We start from the raw sequence: 23,983 nt of genomic DNA, 5'->3' as shown, positions 1-23,983 counted from the left end.
ATTCTTAGAATTTAGATCTTCCCCTTAAGATTCTTAAATAAGATAGATTTAATTACATGCGTAAGAAATATTGCGCCACATAGCTTATAGACATATGCAGAATTTAAGAAAATATACCCTTACTACATTATTTTCTTTTCTGGTTTTTGGAGTTGCAGCGCAAAATCCAAAATTGGCAGATAGTTTAAAAAATGTGTACCGCAATCAGGGTGAGGTTACTAAAGATTTGGAGTTGCTTTCTGATATTGCAGCAGCAGAAGCGAATCCGGATAGTATTTTTAAATATTCAAATCTTTTGATAAAGATTGCCAGATCAGAAGATTCCACTCTAATGTTGCATAATGGATATCTCCAAAAAGGAAATGCTTATAGGTTGAAGGGAGTTTATGACAAGGCGTTAAAAGAATATTTTATCAGTTTGCGATATGCTATAATAGCAGAAAGTCCCTTGCACATTGCAAAATGCAATATAGAGATTGGGAATGTGTATTCTCTTAACGGAAATTCGTCTAATGCAGAGATCTACTATGGTAGAGGAATTAAGATCTTAAGAGAGAGTGAAGACTCTATCACTTTAGCGGGAGCACTATTTAATGCCGGAGATGAATACTTAAGATCAGGGAAAATAGATTCAGCAAAGATCTATACTAAAGAATCTGAAGCTATTTTTAGAAGGAAAGGTTATAATATAGGGAGAGCCTATAGTCTCGGCAATTTAGGAACAATAAACGCCAAAATGGGTAATCATTTTCAGGCAGAAGAAAACCTGAATGCGGCTATTACGTTGCTAAGAAATATTAATGCCTATGATGCTGTATCAGAATTTTTGATCTCCCTGGCAAATGTTTATTCAGAAAATGGAGACGATGCCAGAGCAAAGATTTATGCAGAACGAGCTTTGGAAGCTGCACATACTTATGGATTTAAGAATTCTATAGCTGAAGCAAACCTCAAACTTTCTGAGCTTTACGAGAAAACAAAAGACACCTCCAGATCTTTTAGATATTATAAAGATTATATAACCTACAGAGATAGTTTTAGGAATATTAGATCTATAAGAGAAATGGCTGATCTTAGAACAGACTTTGAAGTATCTCAAAAACAGGCGGAGGTAGATCTTTTGAGTCAGCAAAAACGATATCAGAAAAACATTGTTATAGCTATAGTCATTGCTTGCTTTTTACTGTTGTTACTGGCATTCGGACTCTACCGAAGAAATAGATTTATACGTAGAACAAAATTGATCATTGAGCGAGAAAAAAACAGATCTGAACATTTATTGCTCAATATCTTGCCTGCTGAAACTGCTCAGGAATTGAAAGAAACAGGTAAAGTAAAAGCAAAGAAATTTAACGCAGTAAGTGTCTTATTTACAGATTTTGTAGGTTTTACGCATTATGCAGAGAATCTCCCTCCAGAAGACCTGGTGGCAACTGTAGATCTGTATTTCTCAAAATTTGACAAGATCGTAGAGAAGTATGGTTTAGAGAAAATCAAAACCGTTGGAGATGCCTATATGTGTGCTGGTGGCGTTCCTTTTCCGCTAGAAGATCATGCAACTAAAATTATTAATGCTGCTATAGAAATGCTGGATTATGTAGAAAGTGCCAAAACGGTCACTCAAGATAAAGGAGCTTCTTTTGACATAAGAATAGGAATTAATTCCGGACCACTTATAGCAGGGGTTGTAGGCAGTAAGAAGTTTGTGTATGACATTTGGGGTGATACAGTAAATATGGCTTCTAGAATGGAATCCTGTTCTGAGACCGGAAAAATAAATATCTCCCAATCTACCTATTTATTGGTAAAGGAAAAATTTCAATTTGAAGATAGAGGAGTTTTAGAAGTAAAAAATAAAGGGATGATGCAGATGTATTTTGTAAGTGATAAAAGTGCAGAAGACTCAGCAAAAGTAGATAATAGCAATGTTGATCTCTCTGCAAAATAATCTGTTAATCTTAAAAGCAATTATCAACTAAAAATCAAAATTATGAAAGCAAACAATTTTTTCAAAAAGACAGGATTATTTCTGGTAGTACTGGTTTTATTCACCTTATTATTTGCTGGTAAAAAGCAACATTCTAATAGTGAACCAGTCTATGGCACCGAAGAAAAGATCAATTTTAAAAAGGATACTAATGTGCTAGTTACGGTAAATACAGATAGTATAGATAGATATAATATTGAGGAGATGGTTACATTATCTGATGATAGGGGTGAGAATTCTGGTAAGCCTAAAGATTTTGTATCTGTTGTAGAAAAAAATCAAAAGATCTACTGGAGAGGTATTGCTAAAAATGCCGATAGCAGAGACGTTGTAGAAATTATAAAGATCTTTAGAAAAACAGACGGAGGATCTCAAATTTTAGATAAGACCTTTAAAGATCCTAATAAGAAGGGTGTTGTAGTGGGTAAGATCAAAAATAAAAAAATTCAAGGTCTGGAATATTACAATATCAGAATAATGATCAATCAAGATACTACAAGAATTTATGATATAGATCCTAAGCTTAAAATGCTTGCTATAGATTAAAACTCCTCAGAGAAATATATGCAGTGACCTAAAAACATCGCTGCATTTTTCTTTTTCATAATTCGGAGATATAGTTTTGACTAATTTTCTTTTCTTTGAAGAATTGAACCAGAAGTTCAATTCGAAGAGCAAAGAATCTTAAATGAATACCTAAAATATAATTATTATGAGTAAGACAAAACTAGTTGTGAATAACAATGGATCTTTAAAGGTTCAGGGAGATTTTGAAATTGTAGATAAGGATGGGAATGAGTATGATCTTGGTGGAAGAGATGTAGTTTCTTTATGCAGATGTGGTCTTTCTAAGAATAAGCCTTTTTGTGATGGAGCCCACAGAAATCATTTTGAACATGATGCCGTAGCATTTTCATTACCGCCAAAGAAATAGATTAATTCTTAATCTAAATAGAAAAGAGCAACTTTACTATAAGTTGCTCTTTTCTATTATTAGCTATTTAACTAAAAAATATACAAAGTTTACGAGGTTTCTAGAACTGAATCTCTAAAGCTATAGGGCAATGATCTGAACCCATATATTCGGGTAAAATGCTAATAGCGCTAATTTTATCTAGAAGCGAGCTACTTACTAAGAAATAATCCAATCTCCATCCGGTATTTTTTTCTCTAGATTTAAATCTATAGCTCCAATAGGTGTAAGCAACTTTCTCTGGATGAAAGTGGCGGAATACATCTACAAATCCGGCAGCGAGTAAATTATCCATACCATCAATTTCCTTTTGAGTATAACCGGCGGTCTTATTATAATTAGATTTATCGTTTTTAAGATCTATAGCCTTGTGTGCAACATTAAAATCTCCCGTTATTATAACAGGCTTAGTTTTTTCTAGTTGTTTTAAATAGCTCAAGAAATCTTTATCCCATTGAGTTCTATATTCTAATTTCTCTAATTTCTGACCAGAATTGGGTACATACACATTTACCAGATAGAAATCTGGATATTCTACCGTTATCACTCTACCCTCAAGGTCATGTATATCTATTCCGATGTTGTTCTTCACCTGTTTGGTAGTGATCTTACTAAGAACTACAGTACCGGAATAGCCTTTTTTCTCTGCAGAATTGCTATAAAGTTCAAAATCCTGAATTTCTGAAACTGCTTTTTCAATTTCGATATCTTGTGCTTTAGATTCCTGAAGGCATAAAATATCTGGTTCTAATGACTTAACAGATTCAAAGAATTCTTTTTTCACGATGGCTCTAATGCCATTAACGTTCCATGAGATGATCTTCATAAATTATTATAAAATAAATTAGAACTCTAATATCTCAAAATTTTTCCGGAAACCCTCTGTAGAGAAGGTGTTATTTGAAATAGTACCAGAATAAAATCAACTAGTAACTTATGATAAGAGCCAGAATAAAATAGTTATTCAATTCATTCTGATTTTCAATATCGCTCTATTTTGATAAAACATAAGGTGATTCTCGTTTAACAAGCTAACTTTAAAATATCTTAAGGATTTCAAACTACATTGAGGTCCAAATATGTTATAAATGAAATATCTAATTGCTGAAGATGAAAATGAACTTCGAAATTCCATTGCTACCTATCTAAGCAATGATGGTAATGTTTGCGAAACAGCATCAGATTATTTAGAAGCTTCCCAGAAATTAGAACTTTATGAATATGACGTAGTAGTTCTAGATATCAATTTAGTATCTGGTAGTGGATTACAATTACTTCACAAGCTAAAGCAACAAAATAAAAAATGTGGAGTCATTATTATTTCAGCAAACAGTTCTCTAGAAGATAAACTTACAGGGTTAGACTTGGGCGCAGACGATTATCTCACAAAGCCCTTTCATTTAGCAGAATTAAATTCCCGTATAAAAGCTATTACAAGAAGAAGACAATTTGGAGGTAATGATGCCATAGTATTTAATGAGATTCGTGTAGACACTTTGGCCAGAACTGTGTTTATTTTAGATAGTCCAATTATACTTACTAGAAAGGAATATGATCTTCTTTTATTCTTTATAACCAATAAAAATAGAATATTATCTAAAGCAATAATCGCGGAGCATCTATGGGGTGATGATAGTGATCTGTTAGATAATTTTGACTTTATTTATGTACACATAAATAATCTCAGAAAGAAACTAACTACTAAGGGGGCAAAATATATACAAACTGCTTATGCTAGCGGTTATAAATTTACAGCAGATTAAAAAACTTTCTTCACATAAAACCCCATTACTAAGAAAGGCCTCTAAGACTTTTTTTAAGACAGCATTAATCTTACTAATGCTATCTACAATAAGCTTGTTCTTCTTCACAAGAGAATTATTGCAGAATGAAGTAGAGGAAGAGCTGTTTTCCAACAAAGATAGAGTAGAGCGGTTGCTTCGGGAAGATCAAACCATCAAAGGAATTCCACCTATAATGACGGTGGAAAAGGTAAATGAGGCAGAGAAGATTTCTTTAAAAGACACTTTAATATTCGATCCTCTTCAAGACGAGGTTGAACTTTTTGAACAGCTTTCACAAACAACTCAAATAAAGGGGGAATATTATAGAATTACGGTAAGAGCTATGGTTATTGAGTCTGAAGATATTCTACTTGTTATTGTTCTTACTTTTTTAGCAATACTCATTCTTGCGTTCATTTTTCTTTTTTATATCAACAGATCCAGAAATGAGAAACTATGGAAACCATTTTTTACTAATTTGAACAGACTCAAGAATTTTAGTTTAAAATCTGATAAAGAATTGATTTTTGAAGATTCAGATATTTTAGAATTTTATGAGTTACAAGTAGAAATGCAACTGCTTACCACCAAGATTCAGACAGATTATAAAATTCTTAAGCAATTTACCGAAGACGTTTCTCATGAAATGCAGACGCCTTTGGCGATCATGCAAGCTAAGATCGATAATTTTATAAATACCACAGAGATCAATGAAATCCAGTTTCAACAAATATCCTCCCTACAAACAGATATCTCTAGATTAAAACAACTAAACAAGAAATTGATCCTTCTGGCAAAGATCGACAATGATCAATTTTCGAGTATTGAAGAAATTAAACTTTCTACTATAATTAAAGAAGTGGTAGCGAATTTTAGAGAATTAACTTCAGAAGATATCAAAACTGTTATAAAAAACGACCTATATGTATCCATGGATAGATCTCTAGCCATAATTCTTTGTAATAATCTAATCTCAAATGCTATAAAGTATAATAAAGATTATGTTACAATAGAAGTCACCCTTAGCGAAAACATTTTAAGTATTTCTAATAACGGCGATAAAGCTTTACAAAATCCAGATAAGATTTTTGAACGGTATTATAAGGAGGGAAACCGTTCAGATTCTACCGGACTTGGACTTTCTATTATCAAAAAGATATGTGATTATTATGGCTTTAAGCCTACCTACCATTTTTCAGAACTAAATATTAGCACAGGTTCTAGCCAGAAAGTAAAACACGTCTTCGAAATAGATTTTAAAATAGAGTAGGCTTTAAGATTGCTTTAGAATTCGGTATTATTTTTATTGATATAATTTTTAGTGCCCAATTATCAATTTTAAAATTAAGCGAGTGCATAGATCTAATTCTTCTTTACATAGAATCGTAATATCGGTCTGTCTTATTTCATTTTTTACATTTCAGCTAAAAGCACAGGATACAAGCGAGACTAAGCCAAAAGTAGGTACGGTACAACGAGTGGGAGATGTGTTCTTATTTGTTCTTCCTGCTGCCACTTTAGGAACTAGTTTAATTCTTGATGATGATAAGGGGGTTTGGCAATTTACTAAAGGTTTTGTACTTACAGAAGTCATCACCTTCGGACTTAAGATTGGAATTAATAAGCCAAGACCAGATCAAAGTAATGACAACTCCTTCCCATCAGGACATACTTCTACAGTATTTCATAGCGCCGGTTTTATTCATAAAAGATATGGCTTTAAATATGCTATTCCCTCTTATATAATTGCAGGATACACTGCAGCCAGTAGAATAGATTCTAAAAAGCATGATATTCTTGATGTGCTAGCCGGAGCAGCCATTGGGTTGGGCAGTAATTTACTTTTTACCACAGATTATGAAATGGAACATATGGAACTCACCTATTCTAACTTTGAAAACTCTCATATGATTGGTTTTAAATATATGTTTTAAGCTTTGAATAAATGTTGAGATTAGATGATTAGGAAAAGTTTTCGTTTAAGATCTATGTAGATTTAAATGTTCTGAATGCCTTTCGTGTTAGAAAATATGGATTCAATAAATAGTTATTATGGAACAAACTGCTAAGAATTTACTTGTATTTAATAAAGTAGCTAAGATCACTGTATTGTTTTGGGTAATGAAGATTATTGCAACAACGCTAGGGGAAACGCTTGGAGATCTATTAGCACACACCTTGAATTTAGGATATACAATTGGCCTTATTATTACCGGTATATTTTTTATCATCACCTTATTTATACAGCTAAAAGCTAGGAAATTTAGTCCAACCTTATATTGGCTCGTAATTGTTGGTACTACCACCGTAGGAACAGAAATATCAGACTTTATGGATAGAACTCTTAATTTGGGTTACCTAACTGGCTCAATAATTCTCATAACTCTTTTGCTAAGCACTTTAATTATTTGGAAGAAGCGTATTGGAAAGATTGAAGTATATCCAATCTCACGCAAAAATGTTGAATTGTTCTATTGGATAGCCATTTTATTTTCTAACAGTTTGGGGACCGCTTTTGGAGATTATTTAAGCGATAACGCAGGGTTTTCTTATTTGGAAGGAGCATTAATAACTGCAGCAGTTATTGGGATCGTAGTATTGTTACATTATATTTCTAAAATTAATGATATGATCCTATTCTGGCTAGCATTTGTATTTACCAGACCTTTTGGAGCAACCTTTGGTGATCTACTTACAAAAACTAGTGCCGAAGGTGGATTTGACCTGGGTACGGTTCCGGCAACCATAGTTTGCATTTTACTATTAAGTGGTTTGGTGTTTTATAGTCATAAAAATCAAGTAGCTGAAAGATTGATTTCTTAAGTCAATAAAACCCTAATTACAGTTATTTTAATTTTTATCCATTTAAAAGTGTCTTTACTCTTCACAATGATAATAAGACGCCAAACGCACTATTGGGACTGCTATTTTGTAAACTAAAATTTCTAACGCGATAGTAACACATGCCAAAGTATGATCTTTTGTTAAGGATGATTCTAGGTAAATTCCAGAAATAGCTTATTACTTTAAATCAGATCAATTCAATTTCGATGTTTATAGATTGTGATGAGCATTCTTATGTATAAAAGAAATTGAGATTTTATTTCCCAATACAGAAGTTGTCTTTCCATAAAACACTGGGGTTTTCAAGTTTTGAGGTGTAATCTAGGTACAAACCCATTTCCAACATCTCAAAATAAATCAAAAAATATTATCAAATATGTAATCTTTGGTGATTTCACCGGTGATTTCATCATTGCTTAATTCACCTTAATTAAGGTGAAAATACTTTCAAATGAGTTGATAAACTTTCTTTAATTTTATTTTTCAATGGTTGATTCATAGATACTTCGGAAGCATAGTTTTCCCAATTTTTTACTACTTCTAATATATGATCTATTATATCATTCATTTTTTTGATATTCATTGATTTCCCTACGGCCTGAAGATCTTCTCTGGTGATATCTTTTCTTTTACCATTAATGCTTAACGCATGTTGATGCACCCAAATACTTTCAGGGCTGTAAGCATAGCAAACATCATAAGCAGGAGCGATGGACCAATCTTTATCTTTCTCAAGTAAAAATGCAAAGTTTTTAGTGTGATCATCGCAGTTTTGAGCTAGGACATTAAAGACCATTCTTCGGTATATTTCTTCTGCCTGTGGATAAGGCAGCCCAAGAATTCGCATTGTCTGAAATAGCTGCTCATAGCTGTAGCTGTTCACATCATTAAAATCATAATGTTGCATGGCACAAAAAGTTTGAACGTGATGTTTTTGATTGTTTTCACCACGATCAAATCGTTGCGTCATGAAATGAGCCCTTCCATTCTCCTCAAGCAGCTGGGACGGCATAATATCTATACCACATGCAATAGCCATATTATAATATGCCATTTCTACCCGACCATAGCCATGGCTTTCACCAAATTGAGCATCACTAACCCCATCTAATTTTATTAGCCAGTGCTGAAAACCTTTAGCAACATTCGTTTGTCCTGAACGAACCTCTTTAGTTTTTTCGTTGTAAGCGATAATCGCTTTGGGGCGAGCACCTCCTGCCGATGTTCCTATTCTCAGAATATCCTTCATTGCCTGTTCTTCATCTTTAGACAGGTTCGTATGAAAATCCTCTCGCTGAGTAAGCATTTTATGTGCAATATCCACTAAGGAATCTATGGCAACCGAAAATGTGTTTTTGCTAGCTTTAAATGTAGTTGGTTCAAATTCCAGTGCACCCATACCACGAGTACCTATAAAACATAATTGCTCAATAGGATTCATACTATTTTCTGGTCGTCCATTTTGAGCAAGCCAGCTATTTATGAGCTTGTTACCATATTTATCTGGTAAGACATCAGCTATTAAGCCTGGCAGCCCTTTAAAGGTGTCTTCCCCTTCAGATTGTCTTTTTCGTAATTCCGGAAATGAATATATTCGTTTACCTTTAGAAAGGGGCATTTTGATGGGGGCTACCTCAATACCAGTTTCTATAAACTTAGGAGTATATTCAAAAGTTCCTAATTGAGTATTATCATCCCAGGCTATGGCGCCAATAATTTCTCCCCATAATTTAATGTAAGCCGTCGTTACCATTCCTCTTCCTTGTTACTTTTAATATTTAAACTTGTCGCTCTTTTTCTTTGCTGATGTTCCAATTTAGCCAATTGTATTGGACTAAGTTGTTTTTCAATTTTGAAGGAATCGAAAATATATAGTAAATCTAATGCCCGTAATATTTGGATGAGAGATTGTAGTGAAATGGCCTCACCGTTTTCCAGCTGGCTTATGGTCCATCGATTCAATCCAGCTTGAGTGGCAACGTTTGCCTGTGTTTTATTTTGATTTAATCGATGATGTTTTACAAAGGCACCAATCTCCTTCACAATGGCTTCATCAGTTAAAGCCTTCCAATTTATGTTAGTATTTGCCATCATAATAAGTCTAAAAGCTATTAGTGTTGGTATATACTAACAAATATAATAAAATTTTTTAATGTTAGTAAAAACTAACGCAAAAAATAGGATAAGCACATAACGTTGGTAAAAGCCAACAATAGATTTCTAATATAAAAATTTTGTTCCAATTCATTCAAATTCCTTATTTACTGAAAGCGTGTGAAACTATTGAGGCTTATTATCAGTTGTTAATAGGAGTGGAGATTTAGGAGAAATATTTTTAGAAAAATCGATATCCTAATTTGAATCTCTATCCATTTAAAGAATATTCTCAAGTCTTTTTTTAGCTTTTCTGGTCTTTCTTCTGTCAATACAGAAGTTTGCGTTACTATCTTTACTAAGCTTAATATCAGTAATCTAGGTGTAAATCCATTTCTAACATCTCAAAATAAATCAAAAAATATTATCAAATATGTAATCTTTGGTGATTTCACCGGTAATTTCTCTACTCAATAGAAACGATATCTCATCCGTTAAAAAACTAAATTTTACGTACTTAAATCTTTAGCGACCTGTGCATTTATTTCTAGAATTTAAACTATCAGACATAATTACTCTTTGGTCAGTTTTTTTAATCGGGTCTGATAGGCCTGTAAATAGTTTCTTTTTGTTTTCTCGTCTAAATAGGAAGCCATAGTCAGGTTATCTACCTGATCTGAACCGTTGAGCATGGAAGCCATGATAGTATTAAACTGCTTCGAGGATAATCCTACCTGTTCGGCTAGGACTTTAAACTGTCCGGCTATATGGGTTTGGGCCAGGTGGGCCGGTAGTAGACCGCCGTCCAATGCAAAATCACTATCCTCAATATGAACACGGGTATTAAGTAGGTCATAAGCAGGACTTAAGCGATGATCTCCCATAGGTGTTTCCAGAATCGCAAAATTCTTCAAGTGGGCATCTCCGTTGGAAAACAAATAATTGAATAATAGAAGTTTAAACAATTTAGGTGTTTCCACACGGTAGGCGGGAAGGTATTTCTTCATCAGTTCAAATATCTCCAGATAATTTCCTTCATATTTGTAATGGTCCCCATGTGTCTGTGGAGTTTTACCGGCTAGTGAAGCAAAATCCTCTTTGGCCTTTTTGCTGCCATCCGTGTTTACATCAAATCGTTTAGTGATGAAGGCAGGGGCGCCGTTTTTAAAAAAGATGAGCGCATTCTCTGCGGTCTCGATCCCGTATACCTGTCGCGCGATTTGCATGGTCAAATGCTCATTGGCCGGCATCTGGTCCCGTTTTTTTCCAGAATTAGGAATTGGTTTTAGAATATAAGTGCCCCGCTCTCCTTTTGTGATAAGACGTAGCTTGTTCTTTTCCAGCAATACTGAAAACTTTTCCTGGACCCCTGATATGGAGATACGCTTTTGATTCTCTTCAAATAACTTATCCGTAAGGGCATCTGAATTTGGAGATTCATAGGGAAGGATGTGGGACACCTTGCGTCCATCAAACACCCTTTTTAGACTGGTTCGGTTATAGGTATCAAAACCCGGGGCCAGGGTCCCGGGACAATGCGTAAGTTTTGGTATCATACGGAGGCTTTAAATTTTTTAACGGTGATGGCCCCAACGGTATCATAGCGGGCCGTAGCCATCAGGATGCCAAAATAGTCATCGGCATCAAGGCGTTCTGCCTGGCAAACTGTTTGTCGATTGGTCCCCTCCGGAATCATATTATAAAAGAACGGAAATAAATATAAGGAATGGTATTCCTGTTGGAACCGGGGTAGGGTGAGACTAATAGGGGGATTGTCCGGATCGGTCAGCCAGCTGTCCAGATAGCGGAAGGTAAAACTGCCGTCATCATGCTGCTGCAGCACACCGGCTTCTATTCCTTTATATAAAATAGCGGCTTGTCTCATTTAAGCTATATCTTTTTAACCTGAAGGGTGATTTCCAGGCCTAATACATCAGTTATCTTTTGTAGGGATTGCAAGGTGGGATTGGCCTGTCCGGTCTCTATTTTATATAAAGTAATGATCCCAATATCGGCCATCTCAGCTAATTGCTCCTGAGTGATACTCATGTGATCTCGTCGCTGTTGAATGATCTTTCCAATGTGTTCGATTGCTTTCATTTTTTAAATTCTAAAACCCATAGTATAATGAGGATTTATTGGTTTTAATTGATTGCTTAATTCAAAATTACATTAAAATCCACACTTTAATGAAGAATTTGATATTATTTTGAAAGATTTCATAAAAAATATACTATAATCCACACTTTAGTGAAGATTTGCATGGTGTTTTTTGGAAGTATTAGCGGAATTATAAAGCTGAAGTATGCGGTGATTATTTTTGATCAGTACCTTTTAGAAAAATATAGGAAGAGTGGTAAATTTTTTTCTAAAATGTACTGACAAAGGTCTCTAAAATTTTTTTTAAAAGCAATAGAAGAGAATTAATTGCCTACTCAGGCTGAGTAATATAGCGCGTTAAAATGAGCCAGCTTTGTGGGAAGGTAGCTTCGGTACCTATAGAATAAAACCAGATCAAAAGGTAATAAGGAAAACAGCTACATTAGTTTTTGAACTTGAAAAACTCTCTTTCATCAGCTTGCTCAAATATTTTTCCTCTTTAGTCATTTATATAAGAAAAACTAAAACTCTGCTTTTATTCAACCTTTTATTATTTTTAAACTTCGTCTGCAGATATCAGAAGGTAATTAAATCAATTTAAATGTTATGTTTAATTGTTAGGTTCGAATCTTCTCATTCTCCGCTAAAACAGGCCCTTATCGCAAGGATAACGGGCTTTTCTTTTTTAGTTGATAATATAGTTGACTGTATATCTTCAACTAGGTCTCTTTATATAATTTTAATTCCTTTGCCATTCGAACATTTTGAACTTTGGATTGATCTGTCTTTTTTCTTCTATAAATTTCTTAAAGTGGTCTAATGGGTGTTCAATATCGATTGGAATATTATCGTATAAAGGAATATTATGTAAAAGTTCATATTCTCTGAAAAATGGATAATCGTGTTCTCCAAGTTTATCCCAATTTTTTCCAAACCCTATACGATAATTATAGTACAGTAAAAGAACTTCCTCGTTTGTAAATTGTGCTCTCAGAACTTTTAGATTGTTTTCTAATTCAAGTTTGGAAATCAAATTACCTACATAACTATAATGCACAAATTTGACCATTTGATATAAATGCCTAAAATAATGGGCTAATCTTGAAACATGACCAGAGAAAGGTACAAAACGGAGAGTGCTCCATTTCTTCCCTTCGTGCGTTTGATAGGAAAAAGTGAGTTTTACACCCTTATTTTCTCTGAACGTCTTTCTTATTGATGAAAGATAAGCTAAAATATTATTTAATTGTTTTGAGGTAACGCCTGAGGTCGATAAATGATTTGAATCCGTACCCCAAAAGAATACTTTATATGCTAATTCGGTAAGTAGATCAATGTCAATATTATACTTGAAAAATTTATTAGCATTTTTTATCATAGAATGACAAAAATGAAAATCTTTAATCATTAGTAAAAATACCCTTTTATCTTGGACGGCTGAAGTCCTGAATTCAACAGGGGTATAATTTATACAGTAATCAGAAATTGTTTCATTTATTACTTTAGGTAGGATGTTGACTTCTGAGTTGATAGATGGAATGGTGAAGAATATATAATTAAAAGCTTCAGTAAAGTTTTTCGCATTTCCTAAACCTGTGTTTTTTCCGAGTTTTATTATGGTGGGTTCTTGAATGAGTCTATGACTATTCATTTTAAAAGAACCTACATTATTTAGGTGTATATCTAACATCTTGTAAAAATGCTCATTTGTTCTTTGGATATTAAACTGTCTTTGAATTTTTTTATTGGCATCATATTGCACATAAAAAGCTAAGAATGTGAATATTGCAATCAAAAGGGCAATCAAGGTCCCAATAGTGCCGCTTAAAATAGCTCCGAGTTCTCCGATGGAAAAATCCCTGTAAAAAATCCCAAAGAATAGGACTATTATAATAAACAGTATTATGAATAAAAAGATTGATAGGAACTGAATATTTTTACCAAAATATTCATCTGGTTCTATATTGTTTGGTAATAGTTTCATCTTAAGGTATCCATTTCATTCAAAATCTATTCTACGTTAATTTCAATAATGGGAGGATGTTTTAATCAAAATCTAAACCCCATTGATATAAGTTGCAATAAAGCCTTGAATCTTATTAATGATCCTGTCGCTTATACTTTCTCTTTGTAATACGCTTGGCTGTTGTTTTAAGGCTTCTATAATTTCATCTTCGGTTGCCATTCTGCCTGTAAACAGGAAATCATTGATAATATCTTCAACTTTTATCTGATTTAGACCTTCTTTTCTGGTAATATCAGAAATAGCTTCTTTAGTTTCCTTCTTCCAGAATAGGTTAAATTCATCTTCAATGTTTTCATCATCTTTTATATTAGGAAGATTCTTTTCAATGAATTTTTGAATCAGTTCTTTCTTGCTTCTCAATTCAGTTTCCCCAGCAACCATATCAATAATTTCTTTCTCTCTTTTAGCCTGATCTTTCTTTGGAGCGTTTTTCAGTTCTGATAAAAGTTTAAGGATATAGACAACGTTTATCTCATCCCTGTGAATCAACTCTAATTCAAAATCTATTTCATTCAAAATGGAAATGGTTTCTTTTTGATTATCTGTTTTTATCTTATCATAGAGATCTAAATACTTACTGGAATAATCAACAAATTCCTGTTCATTAATATAAGTATCATCAAAGCTGAAATCGGTAAATGAAGCAAGTATATTCTTCAATCTCATGATCTCCCTGAAAGCTTTAGCAAATTCTAGTTCTTCTTCTTCAGTCTTTAAGTCATTTACACTGTTAACTGTTGGTGCAATTGACATTAATATTTTATAAGCTTTGTTGAAGTTCTCCAAGTGTTCTTCATAGGGTGCAATTATAATAGTTTCCTTTGCATTCTTATCTGAAAACAAACCAATAGCTTCATCGGTAGCTTTTTTAAGATTTCTGAAGGCTAAAATATTTCCTTGCGATTTCTTCTCGTTCAGGATTCTATTAGTACGGGAAAAAGCTTGAATAAGCCCGTGGTATTGTAAGTTCTTATCTACATAAAGGGTATTCAGCGGTTTACTGTCAAAGCCGGTTAAAAACATATTTACTACCAGAAGAATATCAATTTGCCGGCTTCTTACCTTTTTTGATATATCTTTTTTATAGTTAAGGAAAGCGTTCCCGTCTTTAGCTGAATGCCTGGTACTGAATATCTCGTTGAAGTCATTGATATATTCATCTAACTTATCTCTTCTGGGCAGAATATTATATTCGCTTCCTTCTTCCGCTGCCAGATTATAATCTTCCTGCGCTGTAAAACCGTCTGCCGTTTTATCTTCTTCATTCGCACCATAAGAAAAGATAGTTGCAATGTTGAGGTTGTGTTTTCCTTCTTCCTTCCTTTCTTTTAAAAGGTCGTAGTACTTAATAAGCATATCTACACTACTAACACAAAACATTGCTGTAAAAGTTCTGTTATGCGTTTTGCGGTTATGGTTGGCTATGATGTAATTAGTTACCGTTTCCACGTACTCATCACTTTCATAAACCTCAGCTATATTGATTCCTTCAACCTGAAGATCTTCTATCTCATTTTTGGATTTAAAAACATTGTAATATTCAATGCTGAACTTCAAAACGTTTTCATCCCTTATAGCATCTGTGATAACATAGCGGTGCAAACAATCATCAAACAACATTGTGGTTGTGTATTTCAGACTGTTTTCAACGTGCGCATTTTTGGCAAATATGGGTGTTCCTGTAAACCCGAATAATTGATGATTCGTGAAGAATTTTACGATCCTTTTATGAGTGTCGCCAAATTGACTGCGGTGGCATTCGTCAAAAATGAAAACGATCTTCTCGTTTTTTAGCTTTTCGATCTTATTCCTGAATTTTGCCTTTGAGATCGCTGCATTTAATTTTTGAATGGTAGTTATCATTAACCTTCGGCTATCATCCAGAAACTGATCTATCAACATTTTGGTGTTTTCAGTCCCGTCTATACTTTCTTTATCAAAAGCTCTGAATTCTTTTACTGTCTGGTCATCCAGATCCTGCCGGTCTACCACGAAAACAACCTTTTTGATCTTTGGGTTGTTGGTAAGGATCTGACTGGCTTTAAAGGAAGTCAATGTTTTACCCGATCCGGTGGTATGCCAGATATAACCGTTCTTGGTGCTATTCTTTATCCGGTTGATGATCGCTTCTACTGCATAGAACTGATAAGGACGTAAAACCATGAGTATATTATCGCTTTCATGCAAAACGATATATTTGGTAATCATCTTTGCTATATGGCAGGGTTCTAAGAAGACATTTGCAAAATCGGTAAGTTGAGTAATGTTTTTATTATTCTCTTTGCTCCAGAAGAAAGTCTGTTTAAAGCTCTGTTTGGGACTATTAGCGTAATACTTAGTATTTACCCCATTAGATACAATAAAGATCTGTACGTATTGGAAAAGGGCATGATTCGCTGCGAACGAATCTTTCTGATAGCGTTGTATCTGGTTGAAAGCTTTTTTTAGTTCAATGCCCCGTCTTTTTAGTTCAATTTGGACTAAGGGCAAACCATTGATAAGAAGGGTAACATCATAACGATTTTCACGCTTCCCGTTAATGGTGATCTGGTTAGTAACCTGGAATTGATTCTGACACCAGAAATCCTGATTTATAAATTCGATATATTCCTTATCCCCGTTATCCTTTATAAGTTCAAACTTATCTCTAAGGGTAACGGCTTTATCATAGATATTTCCTTTGGTAAGGTGAATAATGATCTTCTCAAATTCGGTATCTGAAAAACTGGTTTGATTGTGTTTTCCAAGTTGGGCTTTGAAGTTTTCTAAAAGATCCTTTTCTGTTCTTATTACAACCGGTTCATGTCCTAAGCTGGTTAGTTGGGAAATAAGATTGTTTTCAAGAACTTGTTCAGGTTGGGTAGTCATGGTTTATTTATATTTCCTAAAGGCTTGGATTGTTTGATAAATTCCATAACCTACTGCAATTCGACCTAAATAATCGAAAACATAAAAGAGGAATGTATTATTATCAGTTCCAATATAATCGTCACTATGAGTTGGGTTTAAAAATCTAATAAATTTACTCCAAAAAGATCTGAAAATTTCAGAGTTCCAATCGTCAGAACATAGAGAAAAACCATATTCTACAGAGGATATGAATGATAAATAGTAAAATATTAAACCTACAGTCAAAGTAAATAATATTGCTACATCAAACCTAGTCCCATAATTATTTGAAAACTTGTTTAGTATTAGTATCACCTTATCAGTTCTGCTTTTCCAAGTTTCCTCATTAGCAGAAATTCTTTGGTTTAAAATCTTTCTATAAGTTTTTAACTCTAGCTTTTTATACTTCAGAGAATGGATATAATCTGAATTATTTTCGAATGCTTTCTTAACGATTCTAAATGTTTCTCTCTTATTTTTTATAGGTATTTCACCTTTTTCGCCAACTAATTCTTCGTAATCTGATTTAGAAAGTTCTAAGTTGTTAGTTTCAAAATCAGCTATATGAAAATCAAATATGGAAAGTCTACCTTCATGAATAGCTAATGATAAATCTATACCTTTTTTCAAGGTAGTTCCTCGAAAAATTGCTTGCTTACCAAGTAATGAATAGGTGAAAAGTAAATTTTCTGAAAAGGTAGCGGCAGAGAATACAACGGTTGATTCAAAATCTGTTTTATAGAAAATAACTTTTTCATTAAAATCGGTATTCCAAAAATCAATGAGACTTTTAAAAGTCGTATTTCGAAGCCATAAGAATCTATGAAACCTTGACTTTTGAATTCTTATTTTATTTTCAAAAGTAACATCTTCAAAACTTGTTTCGTAGAAATCGCAATCGAAGAAGTATAATTTATAGTTATTATTTGTAAATGTCACTCTCTTGTTAAATTCACATTTTTCAAATCGAAAAATGTTCTTATCAAAATGAGGTAGTCCAGTAATTTTGCTATGATCAATAGGTAGGGTAAGATCAAAATCAATTATTAAATTCTCTGCTTCAGGTGAAGCTTTACGACCAATTTGTCTGATTTGTAAATTGGATATTAGTTGATTTAAATTTGTAACGGTTTTCTTCATTTATAATTAGCTTCGAGAAAGATTTTATTTATTCAATTCGGTTTCGTTTTCCAGGTGAATTCAAAAGACCATTATCACAATGCCTGTGAATTAAATAGGATTCTACTTCCAATCTTCCGAAATTTATTTCCTTATACCTGAAATTGATTCGATCTACATAATAATCATTCAACCTTAACTCCAGTTCTTCACCAAATTTACCTTTTACAATCTTGGAATCTTCTACTAAAAACTTTCCCAACTTCCTTCTAAAACTATGATTGTAAGTTCTTTTTACTTCCTTCATTCGCTCTTTAAGATTAGCAGTTTCTCCAACATAAACTAATTTATCTTTATCATAAATAGCATATATTCCGGCTTTGCTTGGAAAATTGGAAGACCATTTTTTATCGAAATTGAATTTTATGTGTTTTGAATTAAAAAGTTCAGTTTCAAAATCATCAACAAAATCAACTATTTCTTTTTTGGTATAGTTCATTACACAAACATCTGCTGTAAAAGCCCTTTTTTAAATTGGCTTGTTTTGTCAATCTCTGTAGCTACTAAATCTATTTTATCGTCTATTGCTGAAAGAAAATCGGCTATTTTGTTTTGTTCTTCTATGCAAGGCAATTTTAATTTGAAACTCTTCAATTCCTCGGCATTAATTCCAGGCTGTCCAGATCTAACAGACATAACTTCAATCCAATTTTGATATCTTCTTGTAAGCGTTACGTAAAAGATGAATTTTGAATTTTGATTAATTATTGAGAACTTTATTAAAAATCCCGCATATACTAATTTCCCATCATCATTTGAATAAATATAGGTCTTCCCAACGCTGGCACCGGTTCTCGCGAATAACAAATCATTTTCCTTCAGATAATACCTTTTATCAATATTTCCTTCCGGTGAGGTTAATGGTTTTGGTTTGAATTTGTTTGTATGCTCATCAATATCGGTAATTCTTAAATACTTATTTTTACCGTCGTAGGTCGTTGCAGAAGCGCCAATTCCATATCCAATATTTTTCGAAATTTGACCTAATGACTTCTCAACCCACTTCGGAAAATCCTTTCCATTTTTATCTTTAAACCTGATTTCCTGTTTAAAGATATTTTGCATCATCCCTTTTTTATAATTTTCTAAAAGTTCTTTTTTCTTGTGCAGCTGATCTATCTTTTTATCGACAAAAGAAAGGAAAGTTGCTATTTTTTGCTGTTCATGGATTATGGGTATTGGTAAATCAATTTTTGCAAGTCTTTTAGATGACAATCCCATCACCTTAGAACCCTGAGCAATAGTCATTACCTGCTTCCTTACAAACCAAGTTTTAACCAAATATCCAAAAAAACCATTTCCTATATTTCCATTTTTTGGTCTGGCTAAAAAGGTGTGTAGCCCTGCTAAAACTTTTTGATTATTTAAACCAATAATTTCTATAGTCTTTCCTATATCGTTATAATCTTCAGAAGCATCTGCAATTACCAAATCACCTTCTTTGCAATATGATTCTGACTGTATATTCGAAAGATTTATTTCAGAATTAATGAAAGGTAAATTCTCCTTTTCTAAATTGAATAAAGAAGAAAATTTTGTGTGAATATCTCCATAGTGGATGTTATAAACTTCACCTTTATCATAATTTAGTAAATCTCTTGAAAATGAATTAGTAGAATGAAAATTAAATAATTCGCCATATTTTTTAGTTTTCCACAAATCCTCAAACTCGGGAAATCTCAACTCAGGTGATTTTATTTTAATTGATTCCATAACCTAAAAAGGAGTTTCAATATTTAATTCTTTGCAGAATTCCGCAATGGATTTATCTGTCTCAGCTATATCCTTTTCTAAAGACTTTAGTTCTGCGGCTACAGCACTAATATCAACCGTTTCCTCTTCTTCAAAAGTATCTACGTAGCGTGGAATATTAAGGTTATAATCATTCTCCTTTATTTCTGCCAGTTTAGCCCTGTAACTGTATTTTTCTATTTCAGTCCGGATAATATAGGTATCGGTAATTTTCTCGATATGCTCCGGCAGCAATACATTGTCTTTTCCCTTTTTTTCAAATTCATTACTGGCATCTATAAACAAAACATCTTCATCTATTTCCCTACATTTCTTAATTACCAGAATGCAGGTTTGAATACCTGTTCCAAAAAAGATATTTGCCGGCAAACCAATAACAGCATCAATATAATTACGGTCTGCTATAAGATATTTTCTAATATGTCCTTCTGCTGCCCCTCGAAACAAAACCCCGTGAGGTAATACGCAAGCCATAATTCCGCTTTCATCTAAATGGTGAACCATATGCTGCACAAAGGCAAAATCGGCTTTGCTTTTAGGGGCTAATTTTCCATATTGGCTAAAGCGGTCATCACTTGCAAATACCTGTTTTGCACTCCAATTTGCGGAGAATGGGGGATTGGCAACAATAGCTTCTGCCTGAATTTCTAAATGCTGCGGTTCTTCCAGGGTATCTTCCTGCTTTATGTCAAATTTTGAAAAGTGAACATCATGTAGGATCATGTTCATTCTGGCAAGGTTGTAGGTAGTACGGTTCAATTCCTGCCCGTAGAAATAACCAACGTCTTCAACCTCTTTTGCTACCCTAAGCAGTAAAGAACCAGATCCACAGGTGGGATCATACACCGATTTTAAACGTTTCTTTCTTGAAGTAACAATCTTTGCCAGAATAGTTGAGACCTGTTGAGGTGTATAAAATTCACCTGCTTTTTTTCCAGCACCTTCAGCAAATTTTCCAATTAAATATTCATAGGCATCACCTAGCACATCAGTTTCCACATCATTCAATTGGAAATCTATCTGGTCTAAATGAGTTAGAATCTTTGCAATGATCTCATTTTTTGCTTTTAGTGTTTTTCCCAATTTCGAAGAAGTAAGATCCAGGTCTTCGAATAACCGAACAAAATCATCTTCTGAATCTGTTCCCATTGTACTCTGCTCAATATTGTTCAGAATACGTTCTAAATCCTCAATTATAAAATACTGAGTTGCTTCCTGAATATCGTTGGTTTCAATCTCTGTAAGATTATAACCTTTTCGGGCAATACTGGTAAAAAGCTCTGAAGGTTTCAAGAAATAGCCTAAATTCTTTATACAGGCTTTTTTGACAGCTTCGATATATTTTAACCCCTCTTCTTTATTTTCATTAAGATTCTCATATTTCAGATTATCTGGCTTCAGGATCTCATCAGCATAAAGATGAAGCTTTTCAGATAGGTATTTGAAGAAAATAAATCCTAAGATATAATTCCGGTAGTCATCTGCATCCATTTTTCCTCTTAGCAGATTGGCAATAGCCCATAATTGTTTTTGAAGCAGCTTCTTTTGTTCTTCTGACATTGATTGGTTTGGTTAGAGCAAGTTTTGGCAACCAAATATAGAGAAAGAATTATAATAGGTCGCTCTTTAGTGAGGCGATTAACAAACCGCTGTCACATTTTTTATTTTAATAGCAGTATAAGATTAAATGCAATTTCAATACATTAAGTGAGAATGAGTAGGAGAAAAGGTTAACTTTTGTAGTCGTCTAATCTTATCTATAATTCTATACCAACACTATTCAACCATTTAATCCATATGTCATCTAACATATCCATATAAGTTAATTTCATTTTTGAATTAGTATTATTAAAAGATTCGAAAGAAAATTTCTGCCAAAAAAGATCATATTCGTCATCTACCAGGTTAAAACTATTTCTATGATTATGATACCGTTTTTCTCCGGTAGAATATGAGATTGTAAAATCTGTATTATTGAAATTGATTCGAGGAATTGCAGATGTTGCATCTGTAGTTAAGGTTAGAACCGATTCATTATTAATTTTATTTCGGTTTACCAGAATAGCTTCAAATTTATTTTTTTCGTCCTCGGTAATTCGTGCACGGATATTTTCAAGAGAATTGAGTTCAGAAATATTTTCTATGAGATGCTCTTTAATATTTTTAAATGTTTCTTCCTGGAAATCCATTTTCTGAATAGTATCAAAATCCTTCTTAATCTTATAGTTGGTGGAAGAAACTTTTTTCTCTTTAGTTGGTAATTGAATTAAAGCAGAGGGCTCAGCTAATAAAGCTCTTAACTCCTGAATAACATTTAAGAATGCGGTATTCATGTTTTTCCATTCTGAAACAGGTTTTCCATCCCTGGGCAAAGCTTTAAATTTTTTGAAAGGAGTATTTAGCCAGTCACAGGGTTCTACTATAATGGGTACAATAATTAATTCTCCCTTTTCCTGCCTTCCTAAGGCTGTCTCAAATTCCTTTTCATAACAATACTGAGAATTAATATAATCAGGGCTCAACAATGCTAGGAATAATTTAGAATTTAATAATGAATCTGCGACTCCTTGATCAATATTACTCCCAGCCTTAATTTCTTCATCAGTCCATGTACTTATTAATTTATCCCTAGTTAGTTGAGAAAGATGTTTATGTAATAGGTCGAGATAATTTTCATCATGGTGACTGTAGGATACAAAAGCGTTCATTTTTTTCCTTAAATTTTATATGAGTTGTTTAATAAAAGTTCATTATTTTGAAGTTGGAAAGTACGATTTACGAAAGCAATTTCGATAAAATATTAGAATTAATATCTTACAGAAAACTTTTATTCTCTTCCTGAAGATGTTGCCTTTTTGCAACCTACTGTTCTTAGCTGTAAGTACATTTATCTAAAATTTTATAAGTTACTTTTTAGTGATTAATAATCTTTTCATTGCCAATCCAATGGGTTGTAGGCATATATAATTAGGTGAATTTAAAATGTATCGTAGAATATGTTTAAAAATTGAGTTAATAATTGAATCTTAAATATTTAAGCGTTTACTTTCTTTTTTACGGTTATAAGTATAGAAAATTGTAGCTAAAAATAACCATATTGATAAACCTATTGAGATATAATAGAATGTTGAACTTAAATTAATTCCTCCCCAGGCAGCTATATAAATTGAGTACGTAAAGAATAAAATAGGACCCAATAATAAGATTATAGCAAGCGGAAAGAAAATAAAGATAGTACCAAACTCGCTGATGAGATTCCTATACTTCATATTCCTAATCATTTCCATTATTAGATCTGGAGGAAAAACAAGATATTCTCTGGAAAAGAAATAGGGAATTTTTTCTTTGCTTAATTCTGGTATTTGAATATGTTTTTTTATAGCCTTAAGATCTTCGTTCAGATAAACAAAATAAAAGATCAAAAGACTATAGAAAACAGGAGTAAATAAATTTACAATTTCAATTTGTGATATTTCAACAGAATAGATTTTAAATACTTTCAGTATTGAGAACTGAAAGAGAAAATAAATAAAAGGTATAATGTATAGAAATAAGGCAACTTTATTTTTACGTTTGGTTACTCCTTGAGCCCTTTGTAATAGTAGGGTTGTTACTTCTTCTGATCTCATTTATATACCTTTAATTCATCTCTAACTACCTCGTAACGTTCGCTTAAATGCTTTAGGAAAACAAGGGGTAAAATGTAATTTTTATAATTGTTTTCAGATACAGCACCGCGTAATTCGTTTGCTGCATCCCAGAGTTCTTTTTCAAAATCTATGTCTACTTTTGCCATTTATTTGATAGATTGTTCTTTAGGTTCTAAAGTTATTTAGGTTGTGAATGTAGTAAGTTAAGATTAATTAGATACTTTTTTGAGTATACGATCTGAATTTTATCACACCTTTTTTATACATCCTGGTTTTATCGGAAAATACATTGTAGAAATCGTCCTGCCAGCTGCCATTTCTATAAATTAAAGAGATGTAATCATATAGATCTGGTCTTGGAAATCCCTTTATAGGCTTATAAATATGGGCTTGACGAATTATAAGATTATCACCTACTTTTGGAATATAACTGAAATCGAACATGTTTTCTTGCTTAAGATCGATAATTAACTGATCGGTAGTTATTTCTTCACTCAACCGTTGCAACGGCATAATCATTTCTCCCATCATACTGGAATTCTTGTTACCGAGATAACGGTTAAGCTTCCAAATTAAGTGGGTATCAGAATAATCATCCTGTTTACCTTCAGCATTTTCTAAATTTCGAGGATAGGGTATAGGGTCTATACTAGCACAGGCACAAAAGTGAATGGAATAATATTGCTTACACATTAGAATTAGAAT

23 protein-coding genes are annotated in these 23,983 nt (G+C 33.0%); 7 read left to right on the top strand and 16 right to left on the bottom strand.

What is annotated here, in order from left to right; translation table 11 throughout:
• Positions 1-94: 94 nt before the first annotated feature.
• The 3 genes from BLT84_RS14735 to BLT84_RS14725 all read left to right on the top strand — a co-directional run bounded on the left by BLT84_RS14735 (position 95) and on the right by BLT84_RS14725 (position 2,921).
• Positions 95-1,948: an adenylate/guanylate cyclase domain-containing protein gene (locus BLT84_RS14735; protein ID WP_091267323.1), complete on the top strand. Its 1,854-nt coding sequence runs from the start codon at positions 95-97 to the stop codon at positions 1,946-1,948.
• A gap of 42 nt (positions 1,949-1,990) precedes the next feature.
• Entirely contained in the window at positions 1,991-2,533 is a 543-nt protein-coding gene (locus tag BLT84_RS14730) for a hypothetical protein (protein ID WP_091267320.1), read from the top strand.
• 166 nt (positions 2,534-2,699) lie between these two features.
• Positions 2,700-2,921, top strand: coding sequence for a CDGSH iron-sulfur domain-containing protein (locus BLT84_RS14725; protein ID WP_034888276.1), 222 nt, complete (start codon positions 2,700-2,702; stop codon positions 2,919-2,921).
• A 100-nt stretch (positions 2,922-3,021) separates the two neighbouring features.
• On the opposite strand, the gene BLT84_RS14720 is transcribed toward BLT84_RS14725, so the two are convergent.
• Positions 3,022-3,786, bottom strand: a complete 765-nt coding sequence (locus BLT84_RS14720; protein WP_091267317.1) for an exodeoxyribonuclease III — start codon at positions 3,784-3,786, stop codon at positions 3,022-3,024.
• Positions 3,787-4,048: 262 nt separating this feature from the next.
• Here BLT84_RS14720 and BLT84_RS14715 point away from each other — a divergent pair, with 262 nt between their 5' ends.
• The 4 genes from BLT84_RS14715 to BLT84_RS14700 all read left to right on the top strand — a co-directional run bounded on the left by BLT84_RS14715 (position 4,049) and on the right by BLT84_RS14700 (position 7,567).
• Positions 4,049-4,723, top strand: coding sequence for a response regulator transcription factor (locus BLT84_RS14715; protein WP_091267314.1), 675 nt, complete (start codon positions 4,049-4,051; stop codon positions 4,721-4,723).
• A 76-nt stretch (positions 4,724-4,799) separates the two neighbouring features.
• Complete coding sequence (locus tag BLT84_RS14710; protein ID WP_231929348.1) at positions 4,800-6,014, top strand: sensor histidine kinase; 1,215 nt, start codon at positions 4,800-4,802, stop codon at positions 6,012-6,014.
• An 82-nt stretch (positions 6,015-6,096) separates the two neighbouring features.
• Entirely contained in the window at positions 6,097-6,678 is a 582-nt protein-coding gene (locus BLT84_RS14705; protein WP_091267308.1) for a phosphatase PAP2 family protein, read from the top strand.
• A 118-nt stretch (positions 6,679-6,796) separates the two neighbouring features.
• A complete protein-coding gene (locus BLT84_RS14700) occupies positions 6,797-7,567 on the top strand; it encodes a hypothetical protein (RefSeq protein ID WP_091267305.1) in 771 nt (256 codons plus the stop codon).
• Positions 7,568-8,018: 451 nt separating this feature from the next.
• Here the strand turns inward: BLT84_RS14700 and BLT84_RS14695 are convergent, their stop codons facing one another.
• The 15 genes from BLT84_RS14695 to BLT84_RS14625 form a co-directional block, all read right to left on the bottom strand.
• On the bottom strand, positions 8,019-9,341 hold the full coding sequence (locus BLT84_RS14695) for a type II toxin-antitoxin system HipA family toxin (RefSeq protein WP_091267302.1): 1,323 nt from the start codon (positions 9,339-9,341) through the stop codon (positions 8,019-8,021).
• Positions 9,335-9,679, bottom strand: a complete 345-nt coding sequence (locus tag BLT84_RS14690; protein WP_091267299.1) for a helix-turn-helix domain-containing protein — start codon at positions 9,677-9,679, stop codon at positions 9,335-9,337. Before BLT84_RS14690 ends, BLT84_RS14695 begins: the two co-directional genes overlap by 7 nt.
• A gap of 575 nt (positions 9,680-10,254) precedes the next feature.
• Positions 10,255-11,238, bottom strand: coding sequence for a type II toxin-antitoxin system HipA family toxin (locus BLT84_RS14685; protein WP_091267297.1), 984 nt, complete (start codon positions 11,236-11,238; stop codon positions 10,255-10,257).
• Complete coding sequence (locus tag BLT84_RS14680) at positions 11,235-11,567, bottom strand: HipA N-terminal domain-containing protein (protein WP_091267293.1); 333 nt, start codon at positions 11,565-11,567, stop codon at positions 11,235-11,237. Before BLT84_RS14680 ends, BLT84_RS14685 begins: the two co-directional genes overlap by 4 nt.
• Positions 11,568-11,572: 5 nt before the next feature.
• On the bottom strand, positions 11,573-11,782 hold the full coding sequence (locus BLT84_RS14675) for a helix-turn-helix domain-containing protein (protein ID WP_091267290.1): 210 nt from the start codon (positions 11,780-11,782) through the stop codon (positions 11,573-11,575).
• Positions 11,783-12,521: 739 nt separating this feature from the next.
• Positions 12,522-13,766 (bottom strand): putative phage abortive infection protein, encoded by a 1,245-nt coding sequence (locus tag BLT84_RS14670; protein ID WP_091267287.1) that lies wholly within the window; start codon positions 13,764-13,766, stop codon positions 12,522-12,524.
• 72 nt (positions 13,767-13,838) lie between these two features.
• Positions 13,839-16,676, bottom strand: coding sequence for a type I restriction endonuclease subunit R (locus tag BLT84_RS14665; protein WP_091267283.1), 2,838 nt, complete (start codon positions 16,674-16,676; stop codon positions 13,839-13,841).
• A 3-nt stretch (positions 16,677-16,679) separates the two neighbouring features.
• Positions 16,680-17,837 (bottom strand): pentapeptide repeat-containing protein, encoded by a 1,158-nt coding sequence (locus BLT84_RS14660; protein ID WP_091267280.1) that lies wholly within the window; start codon positions 17,835-17,837, stop codon positions 16,680-16,682.
• A 28-nt stretch (positions 17,838-17,865) separates the two neighbouring features.
• Positions 17,866-18,315 (bottom strand): GIY-YIG nuclease family protein, encoded by a 450-nt coding sequence (locus BLT84_RS14655; RefSeq protein ID WP_091267277.1) that lies wholly within the window; start codon positions 18,313-18,315, stop codon positions 17,866-17,868.
• On the bottom strand, positions 18,315-19,589 hold the full coding sequence (locus BLT84_RS14650; RefSeq protein WP_091267274.1) for a restriction endonuclease subunit S: 1,275 nt from the start codon (positions 19,587-19,589) through the stop codon (positions 18,315-18,317). Before BLT84_RS14650 ends, BLT84_RS14655 begins: the two co-directional genes overlap by 1 nt.
• A gap of 3 nt (positions 19,590-19,592) precedes the next feature.
• Entirely contained in the window at positions 19,593-21,188 is a 1,596-nt protein-coding gene (locus BLT84_RS14645; RefSeq protein ID WP_091267271.1) for a type I restriction-modification system subunit M, read from the bottom strand.
• A gap of 197 nt (positions 21,189-21,385) precedes the next feature.
• Positions 21,386-22,336 carry a toll/interleukin-1 receptor domain-containing protein gene (locus tag BLT84_RS14640; protein ID WP_091267268.1) on the bottom strand — a complete coding sequence of 317 codons (951 nt, stop codon included), beginning with the start codon at positions 22,334-22,336 and terminating at the stop codon, positions 21,386-21,388.
• 318 nt (positions 22,337-22,654) lie between these two features.
• Complete coding sequence (locus tag BLT84_RS14635) at positions 22,655-23,257, bottom strand: hypothetical protein (RefSeq protein ID WP_091267265.1); 603 nt, start codon at positions 23,255-23,257, stop codon at positions 22,655-22,657.
• Positions 23,254-23,424: a type I restriction-modification system subunit M N-terminal domain-containing protein gene (locus BLT84_RS14630; RefSeq protein WP_231929346.1), complete on the bottom strand. Its 171-nt coding sequence runs from the start codon at positions 23,422-23,424 to the stop codon at positions 23,254-23,256. Before BLT84_RS14630 ends, BLT84_RS14635 begins: the two co-directional genes overlap by 4 nt.
• Positions 23,425-23,491: 67 nt before the next feature.
• A complete protein-coding gene (locus BLT84_RS14625) occupies positions 23,492-23,971 on the bottom strand; it encodes a hypothetical protein (RefSeq protein ID WP_091267262.1) in 480 nt (159 codons plus the stop codon).
• Positions 23,972-23,983 lie beyond the last annotated feature (12 nt).

The organism is Gillisia sp. Hel1_33_143, assembly GCF_900104765.1.
In the GTDB taxonomy this organism is placed as follows: Bacteria; Bacteroidota; Bacteroidia; order Flavobacteriales; family Flavobacteriaceae; genus Gillisia.
This window is presented reverse-complemented; position numbering and strand designations above follow the sequence as displayed.